This window comes from Metabacillus sp. KUDC1714, assembly GCF_014217835.1.
Taxonomy (GTDB): Bacteria; Bacillota; Bacilli; order Bacillales; family Bacillaceae; genus Metabacillus; species Metabacillus rhizosphaerae.
Genome location: NZ_CP055263.1, coordinates 1,894,266 through 1,917,345 on the forward strand (window position 1 = coordinate 1,894,266; position 23,080 = coordinate 1,917,345).

Here is a 23,080-nt window from a genome sequence, read left to right on the forward strand (position 1 = left end):
TAAAAAATTCTCAAATACACACTAGGAGGAACATTTACTATGTCTCTAATTGGAAAAGAAGTACAACCATTCAACGCACAAGCTTATTATAACGGAGATTTTATCCAAGTTACTGAGGAAAACCTAAAAGGAAAGTGGAGCGTAGTTTGCTTTTATCCAGCAGACTTTACATTCGTATGCCCTACTGAGCTTGAAGACCTTCAAAATCAATACGCAACGCTAAAAGAACTTGGAGTTGAGGTATACTCTGTTTCAACTGATACTCATTTTACACATAAAGCATGGCATGATCACTCAGAAGCAATTGGCAAAATCGAATATGTTATGATTGGTGACCCTTCACAAAAAATCTCTCGCAACTTCGATGTATTAAACGAAGAAGAAGGTCTTGCTGATCGTGGAACTTTCATCATCGATCCAGACGGTATCGTTCAAGCTGTTGAAATCAATGCGGGTGGAATTGGCCGTGATGCAAGTACGCTTGTTAATAAAATTAAAGCAGCACAATATGTACGCAACAATCCAGGTGAAGTTTGCCCGGCAAAATGGCAAGAAGGTTCTGCAACATTAAAGCCAAGCCTTGACCTTGTAGGGAAAATTTAAGGAGTAAGAGATTAATGATACTAGATGCAGATATTAAAGCACAATTAGCCCAATATCTTGAACTGATGGAAGGTAATGTGCTTCTCAAAGTTAGCGCAGGATCTGATGACGTTTCACGTGACATGTTGGCTTTAGTCGATGAATTAGCCACTATGTCATCAAAAATTAAAGTTGAGAACTCAGAATTACCAAAAACACCAAGCTTTAGTGTGAACCGTATCGGCGAAGACACTGGGGTAACTTTTGCTGGTATCCCTCTTGGACACGAATTTACTTCATTAGTACTTGCTTTACTGCAAGTGAGTGGAAGAGCTCCAAAGGTTGAACAAAACGTAATTGATCAAATTAAAAGTATTAAAGGTGAATATCACTTTGAATCTTACATCAGCCTAAGCTGTCACAACTGCCCTGATGTTGTACAAGCTCTGAACTTGATGAGCATTTTAAACCCTGGCATTACCCACACAATGATTGATGGTGCAGCGTTTAAAGAAGAGGTTGAAAGCAAAGGCATCATGGCTGTACCAACAGTGTTCCTCAATGGAGATTCCTTCGGTAGTGGTCGTATGTCACTAGAGGAGATCCTTGCTAAGGTAGGTAGTACTCCAAATGCTTCAGAGTTTGCCGATAAGGATCCATTTGATGTGCTTGTTGTTGGAGGCGGACCAGCGGGTGCGAGTGCAGCAATCTATGCAGCACGCAAAGGCATTCGTACAGGTATTGTCGCTGAACGCTTTGGCGGTCAAATCATGGACACGGTGGGCATTGAAAACTTTATTAGTATGAAATACACTGAAGGTCCTAAACTTGCTGCAAGCCTTGAAGAACATGTGAAAGAGTACGACATTGATGTCATGAACTTGCAGCGTGCCAAACGCTTAGAAAAGAATGACCTCATTGAAATTGAATTGGAAAATGGTGCAGTTCTTAAAAGTAAAACCGTGATCCTTTCAACAGGTGCTCGTTGGCGAAATGTTGGTGTACCTGGCGAAGCTGAATTTAAGAATAAAGGTGTAGCATACTGTCCTCACTGTGATGGTCCATTGTTTGCTGGAAAACACGTTGCTGTTATTGGTGGCGGTAATTCTGGTATTGAAGCGGCAATTGATCTTGCAGGAATTGTGAAGCATGTTACAGTTCTCGAATTTATGCCAGAACTTAAAGCTGATTCTGTTCTACAAGAACGTTTATACAGTCTGCCTAATGTAACGGTCCTAAAAAATGTTCAAACAAAAGAAATTACCGGTACCGACAAGGTAAACGGTGTTACCTATATTGATCGTGAAACAGGGGCTGAGCAGCATATTGAATTAGCTGGAGTATTTGTTCAAATCGGTTTAGTACCAAATACCGATTGGTTAGGTGAAACGATTGAACGTACGAGAATCGGTGAGATTGTAGTAGATAATCACGGAGCAACAAACATTCCAGGAGTATTTGCTGCAGGTGACTGCACGAATAATCCATATAAGCAAATCATTATTTCGATGGGATCAGGCGCGACTGCATCATTAGGTGCATTTGACTATCTTATCCGTAATTAATAATAATTTAGAAAGTCACTTATCTCACTATAGATAAGTGACTTTCTTCTTTTTAAGACCTTTTTTTCTACTAGTTTATGATTTTGGGACTTACTTAGTTCAACTACTTATCAATAAGTAGGTTCTTGCTAAGTTACAAAGAGACCCTCAGGATAACTTCATCATCTTTAGCCACATATATTTGTCACATTTTTCTTCAACTCCCCTTCTAGGTGTTTTTCATTCATTTTTATTACTATCTAAATCCAAACTTAAGTTTTTAGTCTATGTATCACCATTCGTTTTTTGTCAAACATTATATGATATAGATTTCATAAAAGGGCTTGCAAAACTTAAAATCTTAGATATAATACTTGTATACAAGTATACTTGGATGAAAGCAAGAGGTGAGTTTATGACTGAATCTAGCGAATTTCTATACCCTGCAAAATGGCTTGCAAAAGCTTCTGCTGGTACTCGGGTAACATCTGAGCTTAGAATGAGAATTATTTCAGGTATGATTGAAAGCGGAACCATTTTATCTGAAAATAAATTAGCTGCAGATTTTACTGTAAGTCGGTCACCCGTTCGTGAAGCGTTAAAAATACTTGCTTCCGAAAATATGATACGTTTAGAAAGAATGGGTGCAGTTGTCATTGGTATAACCCAAAAAGAGATTAAGGAAATTTATGATGTACGTTTACTTATAGAATCGTTTGTATTTGAACGGCTTGTAAAGATGGACATAAATGAATTAGTAATGGAACTTAGTAAAATACTTGAAATGATGAAGGTCGCGATAAAATACCAGGATGCCGATGAATTCGCATATCAGGATGTCCTATTCCATGAAACAATTATAAAAGCAATTAATCATTCCTATATCCAAATGATTTGGGATAATTTAAAACCTGTTATGGAAGGCTTCATTCTTTTATCCATGCGCGTCCGTTTTAAAGAAAAGTATGAAGACTTTACACGGATTTTGAAAAATCATGAGCTGTATATTGAAGCGATAAAAACAAAAGATAGGGCCCGAATGGTTGAGTCCTTACACCAAAACTTTGATGATGTTCAAGGAAAAGTAGAAGACCTATGGATGTCACAACAAATGTTATCTAAAGGAGTAGAGCATGAAAATGACTAGCTATATGTTAGGTATAGATATCGGTACCACGAGTACGAAAGCAGTTTTATTCACGAAAAAAGGTGAAGTCATCGGACAAGAGAATATAGGATACCCTCTTTACACACCGGATATTTCAACAGCTGAACAAGATCCAGAGCAAATTTTTCAGGCTGTTTTGCAAGCCGTTTCAAATATTATGAAAGCCCATCCACAGAAAAAGCCATCGTTTATTTCATTTAGCAGTGCGATGCATAGTGTTATCGCCATGGATAAAAATGATCAGCCGCTAACGCCATGTATTACCTGGGCTGATAATCGGAGTGAAGCTTGGGCACATAAAATAAAGGATGAACTGAATGGACATGAAATCTACAAGCGCACTGGGACACCGATTCACCCTATGTCCCCTCTCACCAAAATTGCTTGGATTGTAAATGAACGTCCTGAAATCGCTAACAAAACGAAAAAATATATTGGAATTAAAGAATATATCTTTCATAAATTTTTTAAACAATATGTTGTCGATCATTCCCTTGCTTCAGCGATGGGCATGATGAATCTTCAAACATTGGATTGGGATAAAGAGGCGTTGAAGGTTGCAGGTGTGACTCAAGCGCATTTATCTGAGCTTGTTCCTACTACAAAGGTCTTTAACAACTGCGATCCAGATTTAGCACAGCAAATTGGGATCGATTCCACAACATCATTTGTTATCGGTGCGAGTGACGGAGTGCTTTCCAACCTAGGTGTAAACGCTATAAAAAAAGGTGAAATTGCGATCACAATCGGGACAAGCGGTGCAATTCGAACCATTATTGATCAGCCACAAACTGATGAAAAGGAACGGATTTTTTGCTATTGTCTCACAGAAAAGCATTGGGTAATTGGCGGACCGGTAAACAATGGTGGGATGGTCCTGCGCTGGATTAGAGATGAATTTGCCTCTTCAGAAATAGAAACAGCGAAACGTCTAGGAATTGACCCATATGAAGTATTAACGAAAATTGCTGAACGTGTACGACCAGGCGCCGATGGATTATTATTTCATCCATATTTAGCCGGTGAACGCGCTCCGCTATGGAATCCGGATGTGCGTGGCTCCTTTTTCGGCTTAACGATGTCACATAAGAAAGAACATATGATTCGAGCAGCACTAGAAGGAGTTATATATAATTTATACACTGTGTTTTTAGCCTTAACCGAATGCATGGACGGTCCAGTAACACGGATTCAGGCAACTGGAGGTTTCGCAAGATCTGATGTTTGGCGACAAATGATGTCCGATATATTTGAATCTGAAGTAGTCGTTCCAGAAAGCTACGAAAGTTCTTGCCTAGGAGCATGTATTTTAGGACTATATGCAATTGGAGAAATCGATTCCTTTGAGATTGTTACTGAAATGATTGGCAGCACTTACGCACACACACCAAACGAAGCTGCCTCAAAAGAGTACAGGGAGCTGCTTCCAATTTTTATTAACCTATCAAGAGTCTTAACAGAGGATTATTCTCGAATTGCAAATTACCAAAGAAGTTTAATTAATAACAACTAGATAAAACGGGAGTAGGAGGAATTATCATGCCTTTAGTTATAGTCGCAATAGGGATCGTAGCCTTACTGATCTTAATCATGGGCTTAAAATTAAACACGTTTATTTCGTTAATCATTGTATCATTTGGGGTTGCTTTAGCACTTGGCATGCCACTGGAGCAAATTGTTAAAACAATTGAAGCAGGATTGGGTGGAACACTTGGTCATTTGGCCCTAATATTTGGACTTGGAGCAATGTTAGGTAAGTTAATTGCCGATTCTGGCGGTGCTCAACGGATTGCGATGACCCTTGTAAACAAATTTGGAGAAAAAAATATTCAATGGGCTGTCGTCGTAGCATCATTCATTATCGGTATTGCATTATTTTTTGAAGTAGGATTAGTGTTATTAATTCCAATTGTATTTGCCATTTCGAAAGAATTGAGAATTTCAATCTTGTATCTAGGTATTCCAATGGTTGCTGCTTTATCAGTAACACATGGTTTCTTACCGCCACACCCAGGACCAACCGTTATTGCTGGTGAATATGGTGCAAATCTTGGTGAGGTTTTACTTTACGGATTCATTATCGCGGTTCCAACGGTTATTTTAGCAGGACCAATCTTTACAAAGCTGGCTAAAAAGCTTGTACCTGAATCATTTTCTAAAACAGGCAGTATTTCTTCTTTAGGAGAACAAAAAGTATTTAAGCTTGAAGACACACCTGGTTTTGGGATCAGTGTTTTTACTGCAATGCTTCCTGTTATTTTAATGTCAATCGCTACGATTATTACACTGCTTCAAAAAACTTTAGGTTTTGAAGATAATAGTATACTTGCCATTATTCGCTTTATTGGTGATGCATCTACTTCTATGTTAATTTCCTTATTAGTTGCAGTCTATACGATGGGAATAGCAAGAAAGATTCCAATAAAAGAAGTCATGGAGTCTTGTACACAAGCAATCTTGCATATTGGGATGATGCTCTTAATTATCGGGGGCGGCGGAGCCTTCAAACAAGTATTAATTGATGGCGGTGTTGGTGACTATGTCGCTGAATTATTTAAAGATACGACACTATCACCAATCCTGCTAGCATGGATCATCGCTGCCATCTTGCGTATTGCTTTAGGGTCTGCCACTGTTGCAGCTTTAACGACTGCTGGATTGGTAATTCCAATGTTAGGTCAAGCTGACGTGAACCTAGCCTTAGTAGTACTAGCAACAGGAGCAGGAAGCTTAATTGCTTCACATGTTAATGATGCCGGTTTCTGGATGTTTAAAGAGTATTTTGGTCTAAGCATGAAAGAAACATTTGCTACATGGACATTACTTGAAACCATTATTTCAGTAGCTGGATTAGTGTTTATCCTTTTACTAAGTTTATTCGTATAAGCCATTTTTCTAAGAGCTAAAGTCCAACAAGATTTATAACGAAAAGAAGGCCTTTACAGGCAGTAAGTCCCCTACTTGTTCTCTTAGTATATTCTAAGTCTTTTAAGTAAGGGATTTACTGCCTATTAATCTGAATTAAAAGGAGCAAGAATAAATGTTTAATACAATTGGTGTTATTGGTTTAGGAGTTATGGGCAGTAATATCGCTCTAAACATGAATAGTAAAGGTGAAAAAGTGGCCGTCTATAATTATACAAGGGATTTAACCGATCAACTTGTTCAAAAAAGTAAAGGACAAGCAATCAATCCTTATTACGAAGTTCAAGACTTTGTTCAATCATTAAAAACGCCTAGAAAGATCTTTCTCATGGTCACTGCAGGCAAAGCAATCGATTCTGTAATAGATTCATTAATCCCTTTTCTCGAAGCTGGAGATATTATCATGGACGGCGGTAACTCCCATTACGAAGATACTGAACGTAGATATGATGAGTTAAAAACTAAAGGAATCGATTATTTAGGAATTGGTATTTCCGGTGGCGAGGTCGGTGCTCTAAAAGGGCCTTCTATTATGCCTGGTGGCGATAAAGATGCATATGAAAAGGTAGCGCCTATTCTTACAAAAATAGCAGCACAGGTTGAAAATACCCCTTGCTGTGTTTATATTGGTCCTAAAGGTGCAGGCCACTTTGTGAAAATGGTACATAACGGCATCGAGTATGCGGATATGCAATTAATCGCAGAAGCTTATACGTTTTTAAGGGAAAGATTGCATTTATCGGTTAATGAAATTGCTGATATCTTTGAAACATGGAATCAGGGTGAACTGAAAAGCTATTTAATTCAAATTACAGCAGAGATTTTAAAGAAACAAGATGAAGAAACGGGCTTACCAATAATAGATGTTATCCTTGATAAAGTTGGTCAAAAAGGCACGGGTAAATGGACGAGCATTCAAGCAATTAATAATGGGACCCCATCATCCATTATTACAGAGTCATTGTTTGCACGTTATATCTCCTCTTTAAAAGAGGAAAGAGTCTTTGCGGAAACGATTTTGGATGGTCCAGAGATGAAACAGGAAAGTTTAGATAAAGAATTATGGATTGAATATATTAAACAAGCATTATATATGGGTAAGGTTTGTGCTTATACACAAGGATTCACACAATATAAAATGACTTCTGAACTTTACAGCTGGGATCTACCTTTAAAAGATATTGCCCTTATTTTCCGTGGCGGCTGTATCATTCGTGCTGAATTTTTAAACGTCATTAGTGAAGCATTTCAAGCACAAGCGAATCTTAATAATTTGCTAACTGCCCCATATTTCGCGAAAAAGGTTAAGGAATATCAAATGGGCTTACGGAAGGTTGTCTGTGAGGGCATCAATTCTGGCATCTCATTTCCATGCTTAAGTGCTTCACTGACTTATTACGATAGCTACCGTACAGGCAAATCAAATGCAAGCTTACTGCAAGCACAACGTGACTATTTTGGTGCTCATACGTATGAGAGAAATGATATGGAAGGTCTATTTCACACAAAATGGTAAGAACAAAAGCGCAAGCGCCTTGATCAGCCTCGGGCAATAAGATGATTTAGAATAGAAGGCGTTCTTTGCCTTCAATTCTAAATTAGCTAGACCCTAGAGGGGCTAGGCGCTGGAGCTGGATGTCGTGCGCTTATCCACAGTTTAAGAATTTTATCATTTCCTAAATGATAATAAAGAAGGCAGTCCAAAGGATTTGTAACCCTTTTGGACTGCCTCTTTTTTTCTCTCAAATTTCTTCTAATATTATCTCCTACTTTATAAGCCTTTTGCAATATTATCTACAAGACTTCATTATTTTTGTGTTATAAACAAAATTTCAAAAGAAATTAGTTTTTTTTGGAAAAGATCCAAAGTTTCCAAATATGCGGAATTAAGAAATAGCTTTTATGTATGATTACTTATCCCCTTTTAAATATAATATCTTTTTCTAAAATAAGGCATCCTAATAATAAGAAAAGAGTTTTGGTGAATAAACAGCTTATTATATATGTGTCGAAGGGAGATCTATTCGTGAAACTGTACCAAGTTAGAAAAGGACAATTTGTCTATTATAACAATGAATTACACAAGGTCTATGGGGTGAAACCGATTTATAAAAAATCCGTTCATCTTATAAGATTGAGGGATTTAACACAGGATTTAACCAATGCTGTAAGCGTTGAAAGATACAAACCAAAGGAGTTTGACAGCTTTATTTTCAATCATAAAGCTTATACGCTCAAAAAAGATCGAAAAGCTGAAGAAGGAGATTATATTTTAATTCATAATCCAATGCCTGATTCCCTGGACACTTATTCGTTAAACGAAATCGAAATGGTTGAAGAAGTTGATAAACACGGAGTCATCACTAGTAATTCTCACGGGGTCAAGCATAATGAATATCTATTAATGGTACCCGGTCGCGCTACTAACTGCCACCCTATTGATTATCAAAATACTGAAAACGTCGAAACTCAAAGCATAGATGATATTGGGTTCAACAATTTCAGTAATCCTAACAATGAACTATTGCCAACCATAGGGGATGTATACAAAATGCTTGAAAGTGATACATCATTTGAAGCAATGGTGGTTGCAACTACAAACCAGACAGTTATCCTTGGAAGTGGTTTAGAGTTAACCCAGGAAGAGTTGATGAACAAAGATAAGTGGGAATTTTTATATAATCTCCTTGATAAGTGATTGTCCCCTTTTCATGCTTGAAAAGTAAACCCTTTTGATAACGTTTTTAAAACTTATTTATCTTACATCAAACTTTACTAGGAGGTTTCTATGGATAGTAAAAAAAATAAAGGAAAAGGTGTCTTTATTATCTCTTTATTACTTACCCTTATTTTTATTTTTTGGGGAGTCTTTTTTACTGATAATCTCACCAAAGTTACCAATTTGATTTATAATGGTTCGATTGATTACCTCGGATGGGTATATCTTGGTGCTACCCTATTCTTCGTGGTATTCTCCATATATTTACTTTTTTCTAAATACGGTGATATTCGACTAGGTAAAAAAACTGACCGCCCAGATTTTAATACAGCATCTTGGCTTGCCATGCTGTTTGGTGCTGGTATGGGGATTGGAATTGTGTACTGGAGTGTTGCTGAACCTGTAACTCACTATACTTCTCCTCCCTATGGAGAACCCTTTACAGTTGACGCAGCCAATACTGCCATGAAATATACATTCTTCCATTGGGGTCTGGACCCTTGGGCCATTTATACTGTAATCGGTTTAGCACTTGCCTTTTTTCAGTATAACAAAAAGTTGCCTGCAGCAATTAGTTCGGCGTTCCAACCGATACTTGGAGATAGAATTTACGGACCGATAGGAAAAACGATTGATATACTGTCGATCTTCGCAACAGTCTTTGGTATCGCAACATCCTTAGGCCTTGGTGCTATGCAGGTTACTGCCGGAATGCATGACATATTCGGCGTTCCCAATGAGTTATTTGTACAGTTGATAGTCATTGCTGTAGCAACAGTCCTTTTTATCACTTCAATCAATACAGGCTTAGAGAAAGGAATCCAATATCTATCTAATGCTGCTATGATCTTATCTTTTGCCATCATGTTACTAATCTTGGTTGTTGGTCCTACCATGACTATTATTAAAGTCTTCTTTAATACCACCGGGATTTATATTAGTGACTTTATCCATATGAGCTTAAGGTTAAGGCCATTTGGTGAGGGAGAATGGATTGCATCATGGACGCTATTTTATTGGGCATGGTGGATTGCATGGGCACCTTTCGTCGGCATGTTTATTGCCCGGGTTTCCAAAGGAAGAACAGTCAGGGAGTTTGTTATTGGCGTGTTGGTTGTTCCTACACTCGGAACATGTCTCTGGATGTCCATATTTGGGGGCTCAGCGCTTGATATTGTTCAAAAAACGGGTAACAATGATCTGGCAAAAAATATTACCGAAAACGTATCATTGTCTATTTTTACATTCTTTGATTATCTTCCATTAAGTTCTGTATTAAGTATTTTGGGGTTTGCTGTCGTAGCCATTTATTATATAACTGTTGCAGATACAGCCACCTTTGTATTGGGAATGCTAAGTGAAGGTGGAACATTAAACCCTTCAAATAAAATTAAAATGACATGGGGTGTCATTCAATCTGCTTTGGCTGCTGTATTACTTTTAGCTGGCGGTTTGAATGTATTGCAAACAGCTTCCATCGCCGCCGCTCTACCTTTTGCCATTATCATGGTCATCATGTGCTTCTCCTTACTAAAAGGTTTAAAAAGTGAAGTCGAAGTACAAAAAGGGAATAAAAGAAGTATGCATCAGTCTTAAATGTTTATTAAAACAAAAAATCTTCCTGATAGTGTCATTAATCAGGGAGTTTTTGTTTTAATTCATGATTTATATCTTTATGAGATTTGTTTTTCTATAAAATTCCTTACATTCTATCTTCTCGCTATTCGAGGGACGTGGTGCCTGTCCCCCCGTCCCTATCTTATTTTAATAGAAGTAACTGTTTTTGATTTTTTAGCTACATTAGCAAATTTATTCAACAACTTCTTATCGATTTCCTGGAGACTATTTTTCTTTTCCTTCTTTTTAGACGTCATATGTCTTCTCTCCCATTCGGTTCATGTTTATATTTCTATTAGTTTATACAAAAACTTATTAGTTTAAACGTTCTACCACTTCTCTCTATTGAATAGACTAGTAATATAACAAATAAGTATTTTTTAAAAAGGAATAAATAGAATGGGTTTTTGATGCTTAATCCATTGAAATAGTAATCGTTCAGAAGGTTTCTTAAGCTGAAGTAGAAAAGATAGAGAATTTAATTACGTTAATTTAGAAGGTAGGGAAATAGTATGAGTAAGTCCTATTCTGATCAAAGATTATATACAATATATGAAGAAGAGCTTAATGAATTAACATATAATCCTACAGGTCTTTTTGACAAACTACTACATCATTTATTACGAAAGTTTTCCCAAACTATCGACCTTAAATATACATTTACTGTTCCTGTTTCAGAATTTCTTCGAGGCGAGCTTTTTTGTGAGGACGTTTCTGAAGTGATTGAAAAACCATTTACACAAACAAATTTAATCAGTATTCTTTTGGATGATTTCCTCCATCAGGCACAACACAAAAGGAATCTTTCTGATTTATACCGAGACTTACACTCAGGCATTCAGCACCCCATCGAAATCTTTCATTACAGTGGAGAGCATGAAATTCTACATATCAATCATGAGACACAAAGAAACAAAGTGATAGACTGTATAATCAATAGAAAAAAAGCGTTAAGGCTTGAAGTCATACTAAGTGATTTAGCAAACTTAGAACCAGAAGTAACATTCAGCGTAAATGATGTCTTACAATTCATATATTGTCATTTTATTCAAAAATACAAAAATGGTACATTAACGAATGAATTAAAAAGCATCGTAAAAAGATTAGCTTAAAAAATTAAATGAACACCCTCTTTGTTAAACTGCTAGTGAACAGTAAATGAGAGGGTTTCCAAAAAGGAATCTGTTTAGGAAACCCTCTGACCTTAGACTCTTTTATTTGGTTTCCCCTCAAACAAACCTATTAAAACTTATAATACGGTTCTCCAATTTAACTCTAAATGAGGTTTCCTCCTCTACTTTATTTAATATCTAAAAATACTCTTATTCGATTAGTTGCTCTTAATGTTTTTTACCTGTCATTTCCATTAATTTAATAAAACTTTGTAAATCTACAAATATCGACAGAATTCATCCTATTCTATTTAGTAGAATTGTAGTTAAAGTTTAATATTACTGTAAAATAATTGTAAACTTTTAATAAAGGGCAAAGAATACAGTCTAATGTTATCGAGTGTGTGTATGGGGGGAATATTTTTGGAAAACGCTGTAGAACAATCAGTTGTAGAAACTGATTACTCACGGAAAAAATCAGTTAAATGGTATAAAACTTGGAAGTTTATTACAACAATTATCATTATTGCACTCATATTAGTGACAATGAGCTATTATCAGGCGTCCCATTTTAATACAGGTATTACGATTAATGGCGTAAAAGTAAATGGCCTGACTGCTGATCAGGCTCTAAAAAGTATACAAACATCAGTTTTAAAGAACGATGTCTATGTTGGAAAACAACTAATTTTAGACGGAAAAGATATGAAGATGGGATTTACTGCAAGTGATCTGCCAGCAGTAAAAAAATTATTAAAAGGCCAGTGGACATTTTTTCCTTCCTTCAAGGAAAAAAATTATTCCTTAATGCCAAGCAAACAGGACCAGTATCGTAGCGAAGTGCTGAAAACTGAACTAGAACAAAAACTCATCTCAATGAATCAAAATTTAAAAGCACCTAAAGATGCACAGGCATATCTGGAGGAAGGAAAAATTATCGTTTCAAAGAGTATTGATGGTAAACAATATGATGTTACCAGTCTTTTAAAGGATTTCGAAACCCAGGGCTATACTAGTAAAATCCTTCTGAGCCCTGCATACCTACGCCCAATTAAGGAGGATAGTCAAATTGTAAAAAATGAAGAGAAAAAGCTAAACGAACTCCTTCAACAAACCGTTGAATATAAGGTACAGGATCAAATTTATTCATTAAAGGCAAGCGAATTAATTAAAAATGCTACTGTGTCAAAGGATTTGAAAGTTTCAATAGACCCAGGCAATATTAAAAATAAAATAGCTGAAATTAATGAATCTCAATCCACATTAGGTAAAAATTTCAGCTTTAAGACCCATTCAGGGTCAGTCATTTCAGTTAAAGGACAGGGTTATGGCTGGGCACTTAATGTAGCTAAAGAAACCTCACTGATTCAAGAAGCACTTGAAAAAGGAGAAAAATCGGTTTCTGCTTCAAATATTTACGGAAATGGCTGGAGCAATGAGGGCTATGGTTATGAAACAACAACAAACAATGGTATTGGTGACACTTATGCTGAAGTATCGATTGCAGAACAACGAATTTGGATCTACAGAGATGGAAAATTAGTAGTAACAACTAATGTAGTTACTGGAAAACATAGTACACAAGAGGATACATCAAAAGGAGTTTGGTATATCCTCTATAAACGAACACCTTACACTCTAACGGGAAGTTCTTCAGGTAATCCTAATTATTCAATTGAAGTAGATTATTGGGCACCATTTACAAACAGTGGACAAGGCTTCCACGACGCTGGTTGGCGAAAAAACTGGGCAAGCAATGCCTATCTTACTGCAGGATCAGGTGGATGTGTCAACGTATCCCCTAGTGTAATGAAATCTGTGTATGATAATCTCAGTGTCTACCAGCCAGTTGTTGTCTATTAGAAAATAAAACTCAGGAATCGTTAATGATTCCTGAGTTTTTATTATTTATCTATTGAAAACACAGCTGATCTTTAAGTAATGCACACAATTTCGTTTATTGCTAGCACTCCTCGCTTCAAACTCCTTTCAATCTTCCTTTGAAAAAACACTTAGAAAATTACTGCTCTTGTTGAGCTTTTCCCTATAATATAAATTGTTTTTCACCTATTATTTAACAATCATTCATCGGAATTTTTTACAGCTCTCATGGATGCCGCAATGTTTCTTGCTGTTCTTTCCATGTAATGTGCAGCATGTTCAAACGCATCTGGAAGTTTTACAATACCTGGTACTATACTGAAAAGGGCATCAATTCCGTGTTCATACACTACATCGCTGTCTTCTGATAATGATCCCGCAAGTCCTATTACAGGCACACCATATTTTTTAGCTGCTTTTGCCACGCCGATTGGAGTTTTCCCATAAATAGTTTGACTATCAATCCGACCTTCACCCGTAATAACAAGGTCTGCATCTTTGACTACTTCTTCAAAGTTTACAGCATCCAAGACTATTTGGATCCCTCTTTTTAAGTCTCCATTAAGAAAAGCAAGCAGACTTGCTCCAAGGCCCCCAGCTGCACCGACGCCCTCTATATCTCGAAAGGATTTCCCAAGTACTCTTTCTGCGACGTCAGCAAAGTGGGACAGGTTCTTATCAAGCAAATCTATCATCTCAGGTGTGGCACCCTTTTGAGGACCGAAAATTGCTGAAGCACCTCTAGGTCCTGTTAAAGGATTATCAACGTCACAGGCTACTTCAATTTGAACATCTTTCAATCTGTCGTCAAGACCGGCCAAGTCTATTGTAACAATTTGTGAGAGGGCACCGCCTCCGAAACCAATATCGTTTCCTAATTCATCTAGTAGTCTTATCCCCAATGCTTGGACCATTCCGGCTCCCCCATCGTTTGTAGCACTGCCACCAAGCCCGATGATAATATGATTTACACCAAAATCAAGTGCAGCTGATATTAATTCTCCTGTTCCTTTTGTCGAGGTGACTAACGGGTTTCTATTTTCGGCAGGTACAAGATGCAAACCTGAGGCAGCAGCCATTTCTATAACAGCTGTCTCCCCGTCTCCAATTAATCCAAAGAATGCTTTAACTGGTTCACCCAAGGGGCCAGTTACGATTCTTTCCTCAATTTTACCGTTTGTAGCATCTACGAGTGACTGTACGGTTCCCTCACCGCCATCTGCCATCGGCATTTTACTGTACCTAGCATTTGGAAAAACCAATTTGAAGCCTCTCTCAATTGCATTGGCAGCCTCCAGAGCCGATAAACTTTCCTTAAAAGAGTCCGGGGCAATTACAATTTTCATAGTTTTCCATCTCCTTTCTAATAATCGTTATTTAAGTTCGATAAAACCAGCATAAGATTTGCCGACCCTATGTTCTCCACAGAATCTACGATATATCGCACGACCGAGCGTTAGCTTTTCTAGGACATCTTAGTGTTTATTCGAGCTTAGTTAGCTGTTTGTTCTTTTTTTCTATTTTTTTGCCGTGCATTCTTAACCAAATAACTTAAAGACTCCGAATATGAGAGTTGAAATAATTGCAAGTGTTAAACCGACTAAAGACTCGTATGGCATCAATTTTAATCGTTCCTTAATGTCCATATTGACACTTCCAGCTGTAGCGTGGAAAAAGCTTCCGTGCGGTAAGTGGTCTAATACTGTTGCACCTGCATGAATCATTGCCGCTCCAGCTAATGCTGATACACCCAATCCTAAAATTGTGCCACTGAAAACGCTGCTCGCTACTGCTGTACCAGCTGTAGTTGAAGCAGTTGCAGCTGACATGAAAATCCCAGACATAGGCGCCAATAAATAAGCTGGCAGACCTGAAGCACTTAACGAATTTATAATGATATCTTTCAAGGCAGAGTTAGCAATAATTCCTGCTAATGTACCAGTACCTAATAGCATAATGGCTACGCCGGACATTTTGCTCAGACCAGAAACGGCATAATCATTAATTTTCCTTGTCTTTTTCATTGCAATTGCGCCAATAATTCCTCCAACTGGCAGAGCAACCATTGGATCAATGTTGATATCAAATAATGGTCGCAAGGCGAGCATTATAATTGTGACTAGCGGTGCGATCAATGCTGTTATGAAAATAGGAACCTCTGTATTATCCGTCATTTCAATATCTTTGCTTAACACTTCAGAGCCTTTATTTACAAGTCTTTTCGCAAAGAAATACGTAACAGCCAGTCCGAAAATGGCCGGGATGATTCCTGCAACCATAATGGATGTTAGTGGAACGCCAAATGCGTCAGAAGCAGCAATAGCATTCGGGTTTGGTGACATAATATTCCCTGCTTTTCCGCCACCAATCATCGCTAGTAATATAGCTGTTTTTGAAAGATGTGCACGTTTAGCAATTGCCAAAGCAATCGGTGATACGGTAATAACAGCTACGTCTACGAACACCCCAACCGCTGTTAAGATCATCGTTGCAACAGATAATGCCAGCAACGCACGTGTTTCCCCAAATTTTTTGACAATCGTTTCCGCAATCGATGAAGCAGCCCCTGATTCAATTAAGACCCCAGCCAGGATACCCGCAGCCATAATTCGCAATACTGCCGGAATGATTCCTTTGGCCCCTTCCATCATTAAGGTAACTGTATTTGTAATATCTACGCCGCCAATCAACCCGCCGATTAAAGCTCCGGCAACCATCCCATATGCTGGCGGGACTTTTTTTAAGATTAGTATAATCGCAATGATTAAGGCACTAACGGCTCCTAGAGCGCTTACAGTAACATCCATGCTGATTCCCCCACAGTGCTTGTTTTGTGTTATGTTTATATTGTAAGCGTTTGCTTGTGTGATTACATTGTGAAAGATGATAAAATATTAGCTTAAAAAAATCACATTAATTGTGCATATGCACAATCAACTAATATCATGCAGCAGCTTTGCCATATACAATTCAATTAAATCTTTTATATTTCGTGGATCTTTGCCTGTCAATTCTGAAATTTTCTCAAGACGGTACCTTAGGGTATTCCGATGGATAAACAAACTTTCTGCAATCTTGTTCAATTCTCCCCCCTCCCTTATATAGGCTTCCAGCGTATCGGCCAGTTCTCCCTTCTTACCTTGATCTAGCAGCTGATGGTAATAGGAAAAGATACTTTTATCTTCATACTGGACCAATTTTGCCAGCATTATTTCTAATTGGTAATCGTCGAATTGATAGAAGCTCGTATCAGGCTGTAGCTTGTTGCCTACCATAATTGCTCTTTTCGCCTGATAGAATGAAGATTTTAATTCTTTTATGTTTTCGGCCAGACCTCCACTTCCAATAAGGACCTTGCCGCCTGATACTTTTAGCAATCGTTTTAATAACGGTGGTAAATCCCTTTCGGACTCGTTAACAGCTGCTGCTTTAAGAATGACTATTTCATCGTTAAAAGTAACACCGATTAAATCAGCCTTACCAATTTCATACTGAACTGACCTAATTAGTTGATTAGAGATTTCTGTATAATCTCGTTTTTCGATGACGATAGCAACTCTTGGATGTTCTAAATTAATCCCAAGAAATCCGGCACGTTCTTTTATTGATTCCTCATTCAATCCTTCTTCTGAAATAAGCTGATTCACAATCTCACTTTGAAGTCTTTGCTTCCATTGCACCCTCTCAAGCAAAAACGACTGCTCCAAAACTAGTTCTGCCGCCATTTTTACAAGCTGGGCATAATTCCGAATTTGCTCTGGCTCCCCTGTAATACCCACAACACCAACAATTTGATTACTAAAGCGTATAGGTAAATTGATTCCAGGTCTAGAACCCTTCATTGTCACAGCCCTAAAACTATCTATTTCAACACTTTCTCCTTTTTTAAGGACGAGAAGAGCACCAGCATGGAGTTGATTAATCCTTTCGCTATCTCCGGATCCTATGATAACTCCCTCACCATTCATAACATTTATATTTCTATTTAAAATTTTCATTGTACGCTCAACAATTTCCTGAGCCAGTTCATAGGTTAAAAATTGCATGCTTGTTTACCTGCCTTCCTGCTCTTTCATTAAAACATCATATTTACTTATGATAGGGTTTCCTTGACTTATCTAAATGAGGTATCGAGTTTTCCTAGTGATCTAGCCTTTTAAAATAATTATAAATCTTTTCTAGTTTTTTCATTTGATTTCCATTTGGATTTTCCATATTCCCAAATTCAAAGAACTTCACTTTCTTGATTCCCACAAAATTAATAATGCTTTTTTCATTAGAACTTTATGTACTATCAAGAGCTTCATCGATTGATAGTTAATTTACTCCAATTATCTCTAATCGATGAGGCTCAATATTTTTTCAAGAATCTTATTTAAAAGTATTATATCGTACTGTATATAATTGTATTAGGGATTGAAAAGACCTTCCACCTTATGGTATTATTTATTTTGTAATCGGTTTCATTTCAACTTATACAATCTCCCTATTAGGATGTATATGTGAAAGGAAATTCACTTTTTAACTTCTAGTTTGCTATGAAAATAGTATAGATACGTCTATTAAAAGATAGAAACTTTAAGAACCCCTACTTCGCTATGTCGACTATCTATTACTTGGTCATAGGCATACCTATTACTTCAAGTTTTTTTACCTCTTAGTTATATCATACCTTTTAGTTTTTGAGATCTAAAATGAAACGGGTTTCATTTTATTTCCTTTTCTTGAAGAAAATTATATCCATTCCTTAAAAAGATAAGTAGATTCGTTTATATACTTTTTTATACTGTCTTCATCTATAAAAACAAGTTAACTATATTACCGTTCGCTAAAGGAGGTGGTAAATAAAAATCACTCAAATTACTTTAGGTCGACTAGTTTTAAGTTAAAAAGAGTAGTTGAAAGGAGAAAATAATGACAAAAAATAAAAAATTAAAATTTCCATTGGCTTTATCACTAAGTTTTTTATTACTTGGCTCAACGGTTAGTAACGCAAAAGAAAACAATTTAGCAGTTCCTAATAGCAATATCGCTCAAGAAATTGATATAAATGTAGAAAAGAAATATCAGGAAATTGATGGATTCGGCGCTTCTGGTGCTTGGGCTTTAGATCCAATTGGTTCCGAATGGTCAGAAGAAAACAAAAACAAAGTTGCCGATTTACTATTCTCACAAGATAAAGGAATTGGTTTATCGCTATGGCGTTTTAATATTGGCGCAGGTAGTGAATTGACAGATAAAGAAATTATTACAGATCGCTTTAGGAGAACAGAAAGTTTTAAAACAGCAGAACAGGAACCTTATGATTGGGATAAACAAGCTGGTCAGCAATGGTTTCTCCAAGCGGCAAAAGAACGAGGTGTTGAAGAATTTATTGCATTTGTGAATAGTCCGCCTGTATGGATGACAAAGAATGGACATGGGCAACCTGACCCTAGTGTAGGTAGCACAAATTTAAAAGAAGAAAATATTGATGAATATGCAAAATTTTTAGCTGATGTATTAGAACATTTTGAACAAGAACAATTGCCGTTTAACTATATAAGTCCGATTAATGAGCCTACATGGGATTGGAACTATGCTGGGCAAGAAGGAAATCGTTACAATATAGAGGATATGAAGCAAGTAATAAGAGCATTAAATAATGAACTAAAAAACCGAGACATTGAAACTGAAATTGACGCACCAGAAGCTGTAGAATATACATCATTACTTGATGACGATATATACTCTGAATTTACAGGTAGCGATAGCCAATATAGTAGTGGAAATGCTAGCGGTACATATCCAGGGAAGTACCGAGAATATATTAAAGAATTCTTAGGGGACCCCGAAATCAGTGAGATGATTGGAAACAAAATTAGTGCACATGCATATTGGTCTGATTACTTTTCAGGAGAGGATCGACTAATTCCGTTAAGAAAATCCGTACGGGAAAATATAGATCGATATAATACTAATGCAAAGATTTGGATGTCAGAGTACTGCATTTTGGGAGGTCATGGACATGGTCGAGACCTATCGATACAAACTGCACTCGATGTTGCTCGAGTCATTCATTATGACATGGTGGAAACACAAGCCTCAGCATGGCAATGGTGGCTATCTGTATCACCATATGATTACAAGGATGGTTTGATCTATACGGATTACTTAAATCCAGGGGATGAAGAAACAATCATCGAATCTAAGTTACTATGGGCGTTAGGTAATTACAGTCGGTTTGTTAGACCAGGGGCATATAGAGTCGACTTACAAGGAGCTAACGATAAGGATGGCCTAATGGGTTCAGCGTATTATCACGAGGAAGATACTCAGCTCTCTATTGTACTTGTAAATAACAGTAATGAAACAAAACCGGTGAATGTTAATGTAGATGATCTACCAGGAAATAAAGGAGCTATACAATTCAAACCATATGTGACTTCTGAAAACTATGACCTAGAACAGCTAAACTTGTTCCCTGCCAATAAAACATTTAATGTACCACCTAGATCTATCGTCACATTAGTAGCTCAATAATATAAATAGGTCAGATTAAAAAATTTCACAATATAATGGAGAATGCCGGTTAAGAATTAGATAAATCCGGCATTCTCTTTATTATTTTCTTTAATGGCTTGTTCAAATACAATTAATATATTTTCTAAAGATTGTTCCTTAGTATAGATGTATATTGAACCCCTTGAAAAATGTCTATTGTCCAGTAGTTTTATTGATTTTCATATACTAATTTTAATCCTCAGAAGGTCTCCATTTTTTTGAAATCTCTTCAATATGATGAGGTGCTGTTCTACAACATCCTCCAATTATACGCGCCCCTGCATGGTACCATTCTTTAGATTCATATTCGAGTCCGTTACATGATTCTTGACCATGCCATGTTTTAGTTTCTGGATTATAGGTTTCACCAGAGTTCGGATAAACAATAATCGGTTTTTTGGTATTAGCACTTAACACGTTGATGGATTCTGTGACAAATGATACTGGTACACAATTGATACCAATTGCAACAATTTGCTTACTGTCCTCAAACACTCTCGAACACTCCTCGAGCAATGTACCGTCACTTATCGCTTTCTCATTTTTCAAAGAAAAAGTTAGCCAAGCATATGTTTCTGGAAATTCCTTTAATAATGAATCTAATACTTTTGCTTCTTGCAGGGAAGGAATCGTTTCAAATGCTAATAGATCAGCACCTGCATCAATCAACGCTGACATTCTTGAACGATGAAATTCTGCTAATGTTTCATCTGTAACACCATAATTTCCTACATACTCTGAACCATCTGCAAGGTAAGCCCCATAAGGACCAATGGATGCAGCAACCAATGGCTTTGGTCTAATCGTTTGCATCTCTTCCTTCCAAAAATCATCTCTTGCTCTTCTTGCAAGTAATACCGTTTTCTTAATTAACTCCAAAGCTTCTTTTTCTTGGATACCACGCATGGAAAAACCATCGATAGTAGCTTGGTAGCTTGCAGTTATCGCACAGTCTGCTCCAGCACGAAAATAGTCTGAATGAACCTGATAAATCAATTCTGGATTTTCAAGTAAAACACGTGCAGACCAAAGGGGATCGTCCAATTCACACCCATGCTGCTCAAGCTCTGTAGCTAGAGCACCGTCCAGAATCATGATTGAATGATCGCGTAAAATAGCGTTAATTGGGTTGATTTTGTTCGACATATTCTACTCTCCTTTTCTTTAAAATTTGTGTTATATAATAACTTCCATAGCAAAACAAAATAAATGGAATGCAACAATACAGCGCAATGCGTTGTGTAGGATCAAATGCAATTCCAATACATGAAGCAAGGCAAAGTATAAACGAAACGATTGGTACTAGAGGATATAATGGTGCACGATAGACCAAGTCCTTTTCTGAATTTCCTTCTTTTATAAATTGTTTGCGAAATAGAAACTGTGAAGCACTAATACTCATCCAAACTGCAACCACGGCTAGCCCCGAAATGGATACAAGCACTATGTATACAGTATCTGGTGCAATAATACTTGATAACAAAGCTAAACCACCGCCTAACATGCTGAAAATGATTGCATATATAGGCACACCTCGTTTTGTCAATTTTGCAAAAATTGGTGATATAGTCTTCTTATCTGCAAGTGACCAAAGCATTCTAGAAGATGCATATAGACCTGAGTTTGCAGCAGATAAAATAGCTGTTAAAATAACAAAGTTCATAATATCCGCTGCATATGGCACACCAATTCGTTCAAGAACTGCAACAAAGGGGCTCTCTAATACTCCTGCATCCGAGATAGGCAATAACGCAGATAATACAACGATAGTTCCTACAAAAAAGATCACCAATCTCCATAATGTTGTACGAATTGCCTTTGGAATCGTTTTTTCTGGATCTGAAGTTTCTCCTGCTGCAATTCCTATTAATTCAGTTCCCGAGAATGCAAAATTCACTGCAAGCATCGTCATTATAATTACAAAAGCACCATTAGGAAATAAACCTGCACTCACAAAATTGGTAAAGAATGGTGCTGGTTGCGAATTAGTCATTGGAATAAAACCTACCATTGCTGCTACTCCTAAAATAATAAAGATCACAATTGCTATTACCTTTATAGATGCAAACCAGAATTCGGATTCAGCGAAAAGCTTAACAGTCAGAGCATTCAATACAAAGATCACAATTGCGAATAGAACACTCCATATCCAAACATTGATTGATGGAAACCATCGCTGCATTAGCAATCCTGCAGCCGTAAATTCCGAACCTAATGCAACAGTCCAGGTTAGCCAATATAACCAAGCTACTGTATACCCTGTCCCTGGACCAATGTATTTGGTTGCATAGCTATGAAACGCACCTGTCTCAGGCATATGTACTGAAAGTTCACCTAAACAAAGCATGACTAGATAAACCACTAATGCTCCAATTAAATATGAGAGAATTGTGCCGATTGGACCAGCCTGTTGAATCGTATAACCAGAACTTAAGAATAATCCAGTTCCAATCACTCCACCAAGCGATAGCATTACTAAATGTCGTGCTTGCATTTTTCTTTGAAATTCTTGTTTACTTTCGTTCTCCATTCATACTCTCCTTTATCTTACATCCAGAAAAAATCAAAAAAGCACTCTGAAAATAGAGTGCTTTACTGACAAATAAAAACTTAGGCTCTTATCTATCAAGGATTCATCACCCGCTGGAGTTAGCACAGTGTCTTAGTAGACCTGTTGCTGAGGTTTCATAGGGCCAGTCCCTCCACCTCTCTGGATAAGAAATAATTTTTTTAACCTTATCAACCTATGAAAAAATTGTCAATACACTTCTGTATAGTTAGAGAATTTCGAATATTTATAATAATCACAGCTGGCAAAGTAAAAAAATATAATTGAAGAATAGATCATTAAATCATTTCATTTTAAATTGGGATTAAACAGAGGGTAACTAATGAAGATTCAAACGATCTTTCGTAAAAAAGGACGACCCAACTTGCTACACAACGCATATATCTAACCTTGAATCAATGGAAGGTGTCGGTTGGATCT

General features: G+C 37.0%; 16 protein-coding genes, 1 pseudogene and 1 riboswitch. Of the genes and pseudogenes, 11 read left to right on the plus strand and 6 right to left on the minus strand.

Translation table 11 applies throughout. The annotated features are described in order from the left end of the window. Positions 1-39 precede the first annotated feature (39 nt). The 10 genes from ahpC to HUW50_RS08945 all read left to right on the plus strand — a co-directional run bounded on the left by ahpC (position 40) and on the right by HUW50_RS08945 (position 13,530). Positions 40-603: an alkyl hydroperoxide reductase subunit C gene (gene ahpC / locus HUW50_RS08900; RefSeq protein ID WP_066338544.1), complete on the plus strand. Its 564-nt coding sequence runs from the start codon at positions 40-42 to the stop codon at positions 601-603. A gap of 14 nt (positions 604-617) precedes the next feature. Continuing rightward, positions 618-2,147: an alkyl hydroperoxide reductase subunit F gene (ahpF, locus tag HUW50_RS08905; protein WP_066338551.1), complete on the plus strand. Its 1,530-nt coding sequence runs from the start codon at positions 618-620 to the stop codon at positions 2,145-2,147. Between the two features lie 394 nt (positions 2,148-2,541). Continuing rightward, positions 2,542-3,273 (plus strand): GntR family transcriptional regulator, encoded by a 732-nt coding sequence (locus HUW50_RS08910; protein WP_066338553.1) that lies wholly within the window; start codon positions 2,542-2,544, stop codon positions 3,271-3,273. Then, positions 3,266-4,807 carry a gluconokinase gene (gene gntK, locus HUW50_RS08915; protein ID WP_066338827.1) on the plus strand — a complete coding sequence of 514 codons (1,542 nt, stop codon included), beginning with the start codon at positions 3,266-3,268 and terminating at the stop codon, positions 4,805-4,807. Before HUW50_RS08910 ends, gntK begins: the two co-directional genes overlap by 8 nt. 26 nt (positions 4,808-4,833) lie before the next feature. Then, entirely contained in the window at positions 4,834-6,180 is a 1,347-nt protein-coding gene (locus HUW50_RS08920; protein WP_066338560.1) for a GntP family permease, read from the plus strand. A 154-nt stretch (positions 6,181-6,334) separates the two neighbouring features. Continuing rightward, positions 6,335-7,735, plus strand: a complete 1,401-nt coding sequence (gnd, locus tag HUW50_RS08925; RefSeq protein WP_066338562.1) for a decarboxylating NADP(+)-dependent phosphogluconate dehydrogenase — start codon at positions 6,335-6,337, stop codon at positions 7,733-7,735. 510 nt (positions 7,736-8,245) lie between these two features. Next, positions 8,246-8,917, plus strand: a complete 672-nt coding sequence (locus HUW50_RS08930; protein ID WP_066338566.1) for a hypothetical protein — start codon at positions 8,246-8,248, stop codon at positions 8,915-8,917. A 90-nt stretch (positions 8,918-9,007) separates the two neighbouring features. Next, the gene (locus HUW50_RS08935; RefSeq protein ID WP_185653852.1) at positions 9,008-10,534 is read left to right on the plus strand and encodes a glycine betaine uptake BCCT transporter; all 1,527 of its coding nucleotides are present in this window, start codon (positions 9,008-9,010) and stop codon (positions 10,532-10,534) included. A gap of 533 nt (positions 10,535-11,067) precedes the next feature. Continuing rightward, the gene (locus HUW50_RS08940; RefSeq protein WP_066338573.1) at positions 11,068-11,667 is read left to right on the plus strand and encodes a hypothetical protein; all 600 of its coding nucleotides are present in this window, start codon (positions 11,068-11,070) and stop codon (positions 11,665-11,667) included. A gap of 408 nt (positions 11,668-12,075) precedes the next feature. Then, positions 12,076-13,530: a L,D-transpeptidase family protein gene (locus HUW50_RS08945; RefSeq protein ID WP_066338576.1), complete on the plus strand. Its 1,455-nt coding sequence runs from the start codon at positions 12,076-12,078 to the stop codon at positions 13,528-13,530. Between the two features lie 218 nt (positions 13,531-13,748). Here the strand turns inward: HUW50_RS08945 and HUW50_RS08950 are convergent, their stop codons facing one another. The 4 genes and pseudogenes from HUW50_RS08950 to HUW50_RS27045 form a co-directional block, all read right to left on the minus strand. After that, a complete protein-coding gene (locus HUW50_RS08950) occupies positions 13,749-14,894 on the minus strand; it encodes a glycerate kinase (protein ID WP_185653853.1) in 1,146 nt (381 codons plus the stop codon). 192 nt (positions 14,895-15,086) lie between these two features. Next, on the minus strand, positions 15,087-16,355 hold the full coding sequence (locus HUW50_RS08955; RefSeq protein WP_185653854.1) for a GntP family permease: 1,269 nt from the start codon (positions 16,353-16,355) through the stop codon (positions 15,087-15,089). Between the two features lie 126 nt (positions 16,356-16,481). Further along, on the minus strand, positions 16,482-17,594 hold the full coding sequence (locus HUW50_RS08960) for a CdaR family transcriptional regulator (RefSeq protein WP_066338587.1): 1,113 nt from the start codon (positions 17,592-17,594) through the stop codon (positions 16,482-16,484). A 94-nt stretch (positions 17,595-17,688) separates the two neighbouring features. Beyond that, positions 17,689-17,837: pseudogene (locus HUW50_RS27045) on the minus strand (NAD(P)H-dependent oxidoreductase); the annotation flags it as partial. A gap of 625 nt (positions 17,838-18,462) precedes the next feature. Between HUW50_RS27045 and HUW50_RS08965 the strand changes: the two are divergent. Continuing rightward, positions 18,463-20,070: a glycoside hydrolase gene (locus tag HUW50_RS08965; protein ID WP_083964763.1), complete on the plus strand. Its 1,608-nt coding sequence runs from the start codon at positions 18,463-18,465 to the stop codon at positions 20,068-20,070. 213 nt (positions 20,071-20,283) lie between these two features. Here HUW50_RS08965 and mmuM read toward each other — a convergent pair whose 3' ends face one another. Then, positions 20,284-21,237 (minus strand): homocysteine S-methyltransferase, encoded by a 954-nt coding sequence (mmuM, locus tag HUW50_RS08970; RefSeq protein WP_066338589.1) that lies wholly within the window; start codon positions 21,235-21,237, stop codon positions 20,284-20,286. Further along, a complete protein-coding gene (gene mmuP / locus HUW50_RS08975; protein WP_066338595.1) occupies positions 21,212-22,621 on the minus strand; it encodes an S-methylmethionine permease in 1,410 nt (469 codons plus the stop codon). Before mmuP ends, mmuM begins: the two co-directional genes overlap by 26 nt. 85 nt (positions 22,622-22,706) lie before the next feature. Further along, positions 22,707-22,812, minus strand: a riboswitch (SAM riboswitch). Positions 22,813-23,080 lie beyond the last annotated feature (268 nt).

Coding starts and splice junctions, on each gene's coding strand:
- ahpC (WP_066338544.1), top strand. CDS start 40: ATGTCTCTAATTGGAAAAGAAGTACAACCATTCAACGCACAAGCTTAT.
- ahpF (WP_066338551.1), top strand. CDS start 618: ATGATACTAGATGCAGATATTAAAGCACAATTAGCCCAATATCTTGAA.
- HUW50_RS08910 (WP_066338553.1), top strand. CDS start 2,542: ATGACTGAATCTAGCGAATTTCTATACCCTGCAAAATGGCTTGCAAAA.
- gntK (WP_066338827.1), top strand. CDS start 3,266: ATGACTAGCTATATGTTAGGTATAGATATCGGTACCACGAGTACGAAA.
- HUW50_RS08920 (WP_066338560.1), top strand. CDS start 4,834: ATGCCTTTAGTTATAGTCGCAATAGGGATCGTAGCCTTACTGATCTTA.
- gnd (WP_066338562.1), top strand. CDS start 6,335: ATGTTTAATACAATTGGTGTTATTGGTTTAGGAGTTATGGGCAGTAAT.
- HUW50_RS08935 (WP_185653852.1), top strand. CDS start 9,008: ATGGATAGTAAAAAAAATAAAGGAAAAGGTGTCTTTATTATCTCTTTA.
- HUW50_RS08940 (WP_066338573.1), top strand. CDS start 11,068: ATGAGTAAGTCCTATTCTGATCAAAGATTATATACAATATATGAAGAA.
- HUW50_RS08945 (WP_066338576.1), top strand. CDS start 12,076: ATGGGGGGAATATTTTTGGAAAACGCTGTAGAACAATCAGTTGTAGAA.
- HUW50_RS08950 (WP_185653853.1), bottom strand. CDS start 14,894: ATGAAAATTGTAATTGCCCCGGACTCTTTTAAGGAAAGTTTATCGGCT.
- HUW50_RS08955 (WP_185653854.1), bottom strand. CDS start 16,355: ATGGATGTTACTGTAAGCGCTCTAGGAGCCGTTAGTGCCTTAATCATT.
- HUW50_RS08960 (WP_066338587.1), bottom strand. CDS start 17,594: ATGCAATTTTTAACCTATGAACTGGCTCAGGAAATTGTTGAGCGTACA.
- HUW50_RS08965 (WP_083964763.1), top strand. CDS start 18,463: ATGACAAAAAATAAAAAATTAAAATTTCCATTGGCTTTATCACTAAGT.
- mmuM (WP_066338589.1), bottom strand. CDS start 21,237: ATGTCGAACAAAATCAACCCAATTAACGCTATTTTACGCGATCATTCA.
- mmuP (WP_066338595.1), bottom strand. CDS start 22,621: ATGGAGAACGAAAGTAAACAAGAATTTCAAAGAAAAATGCAAGCACGA.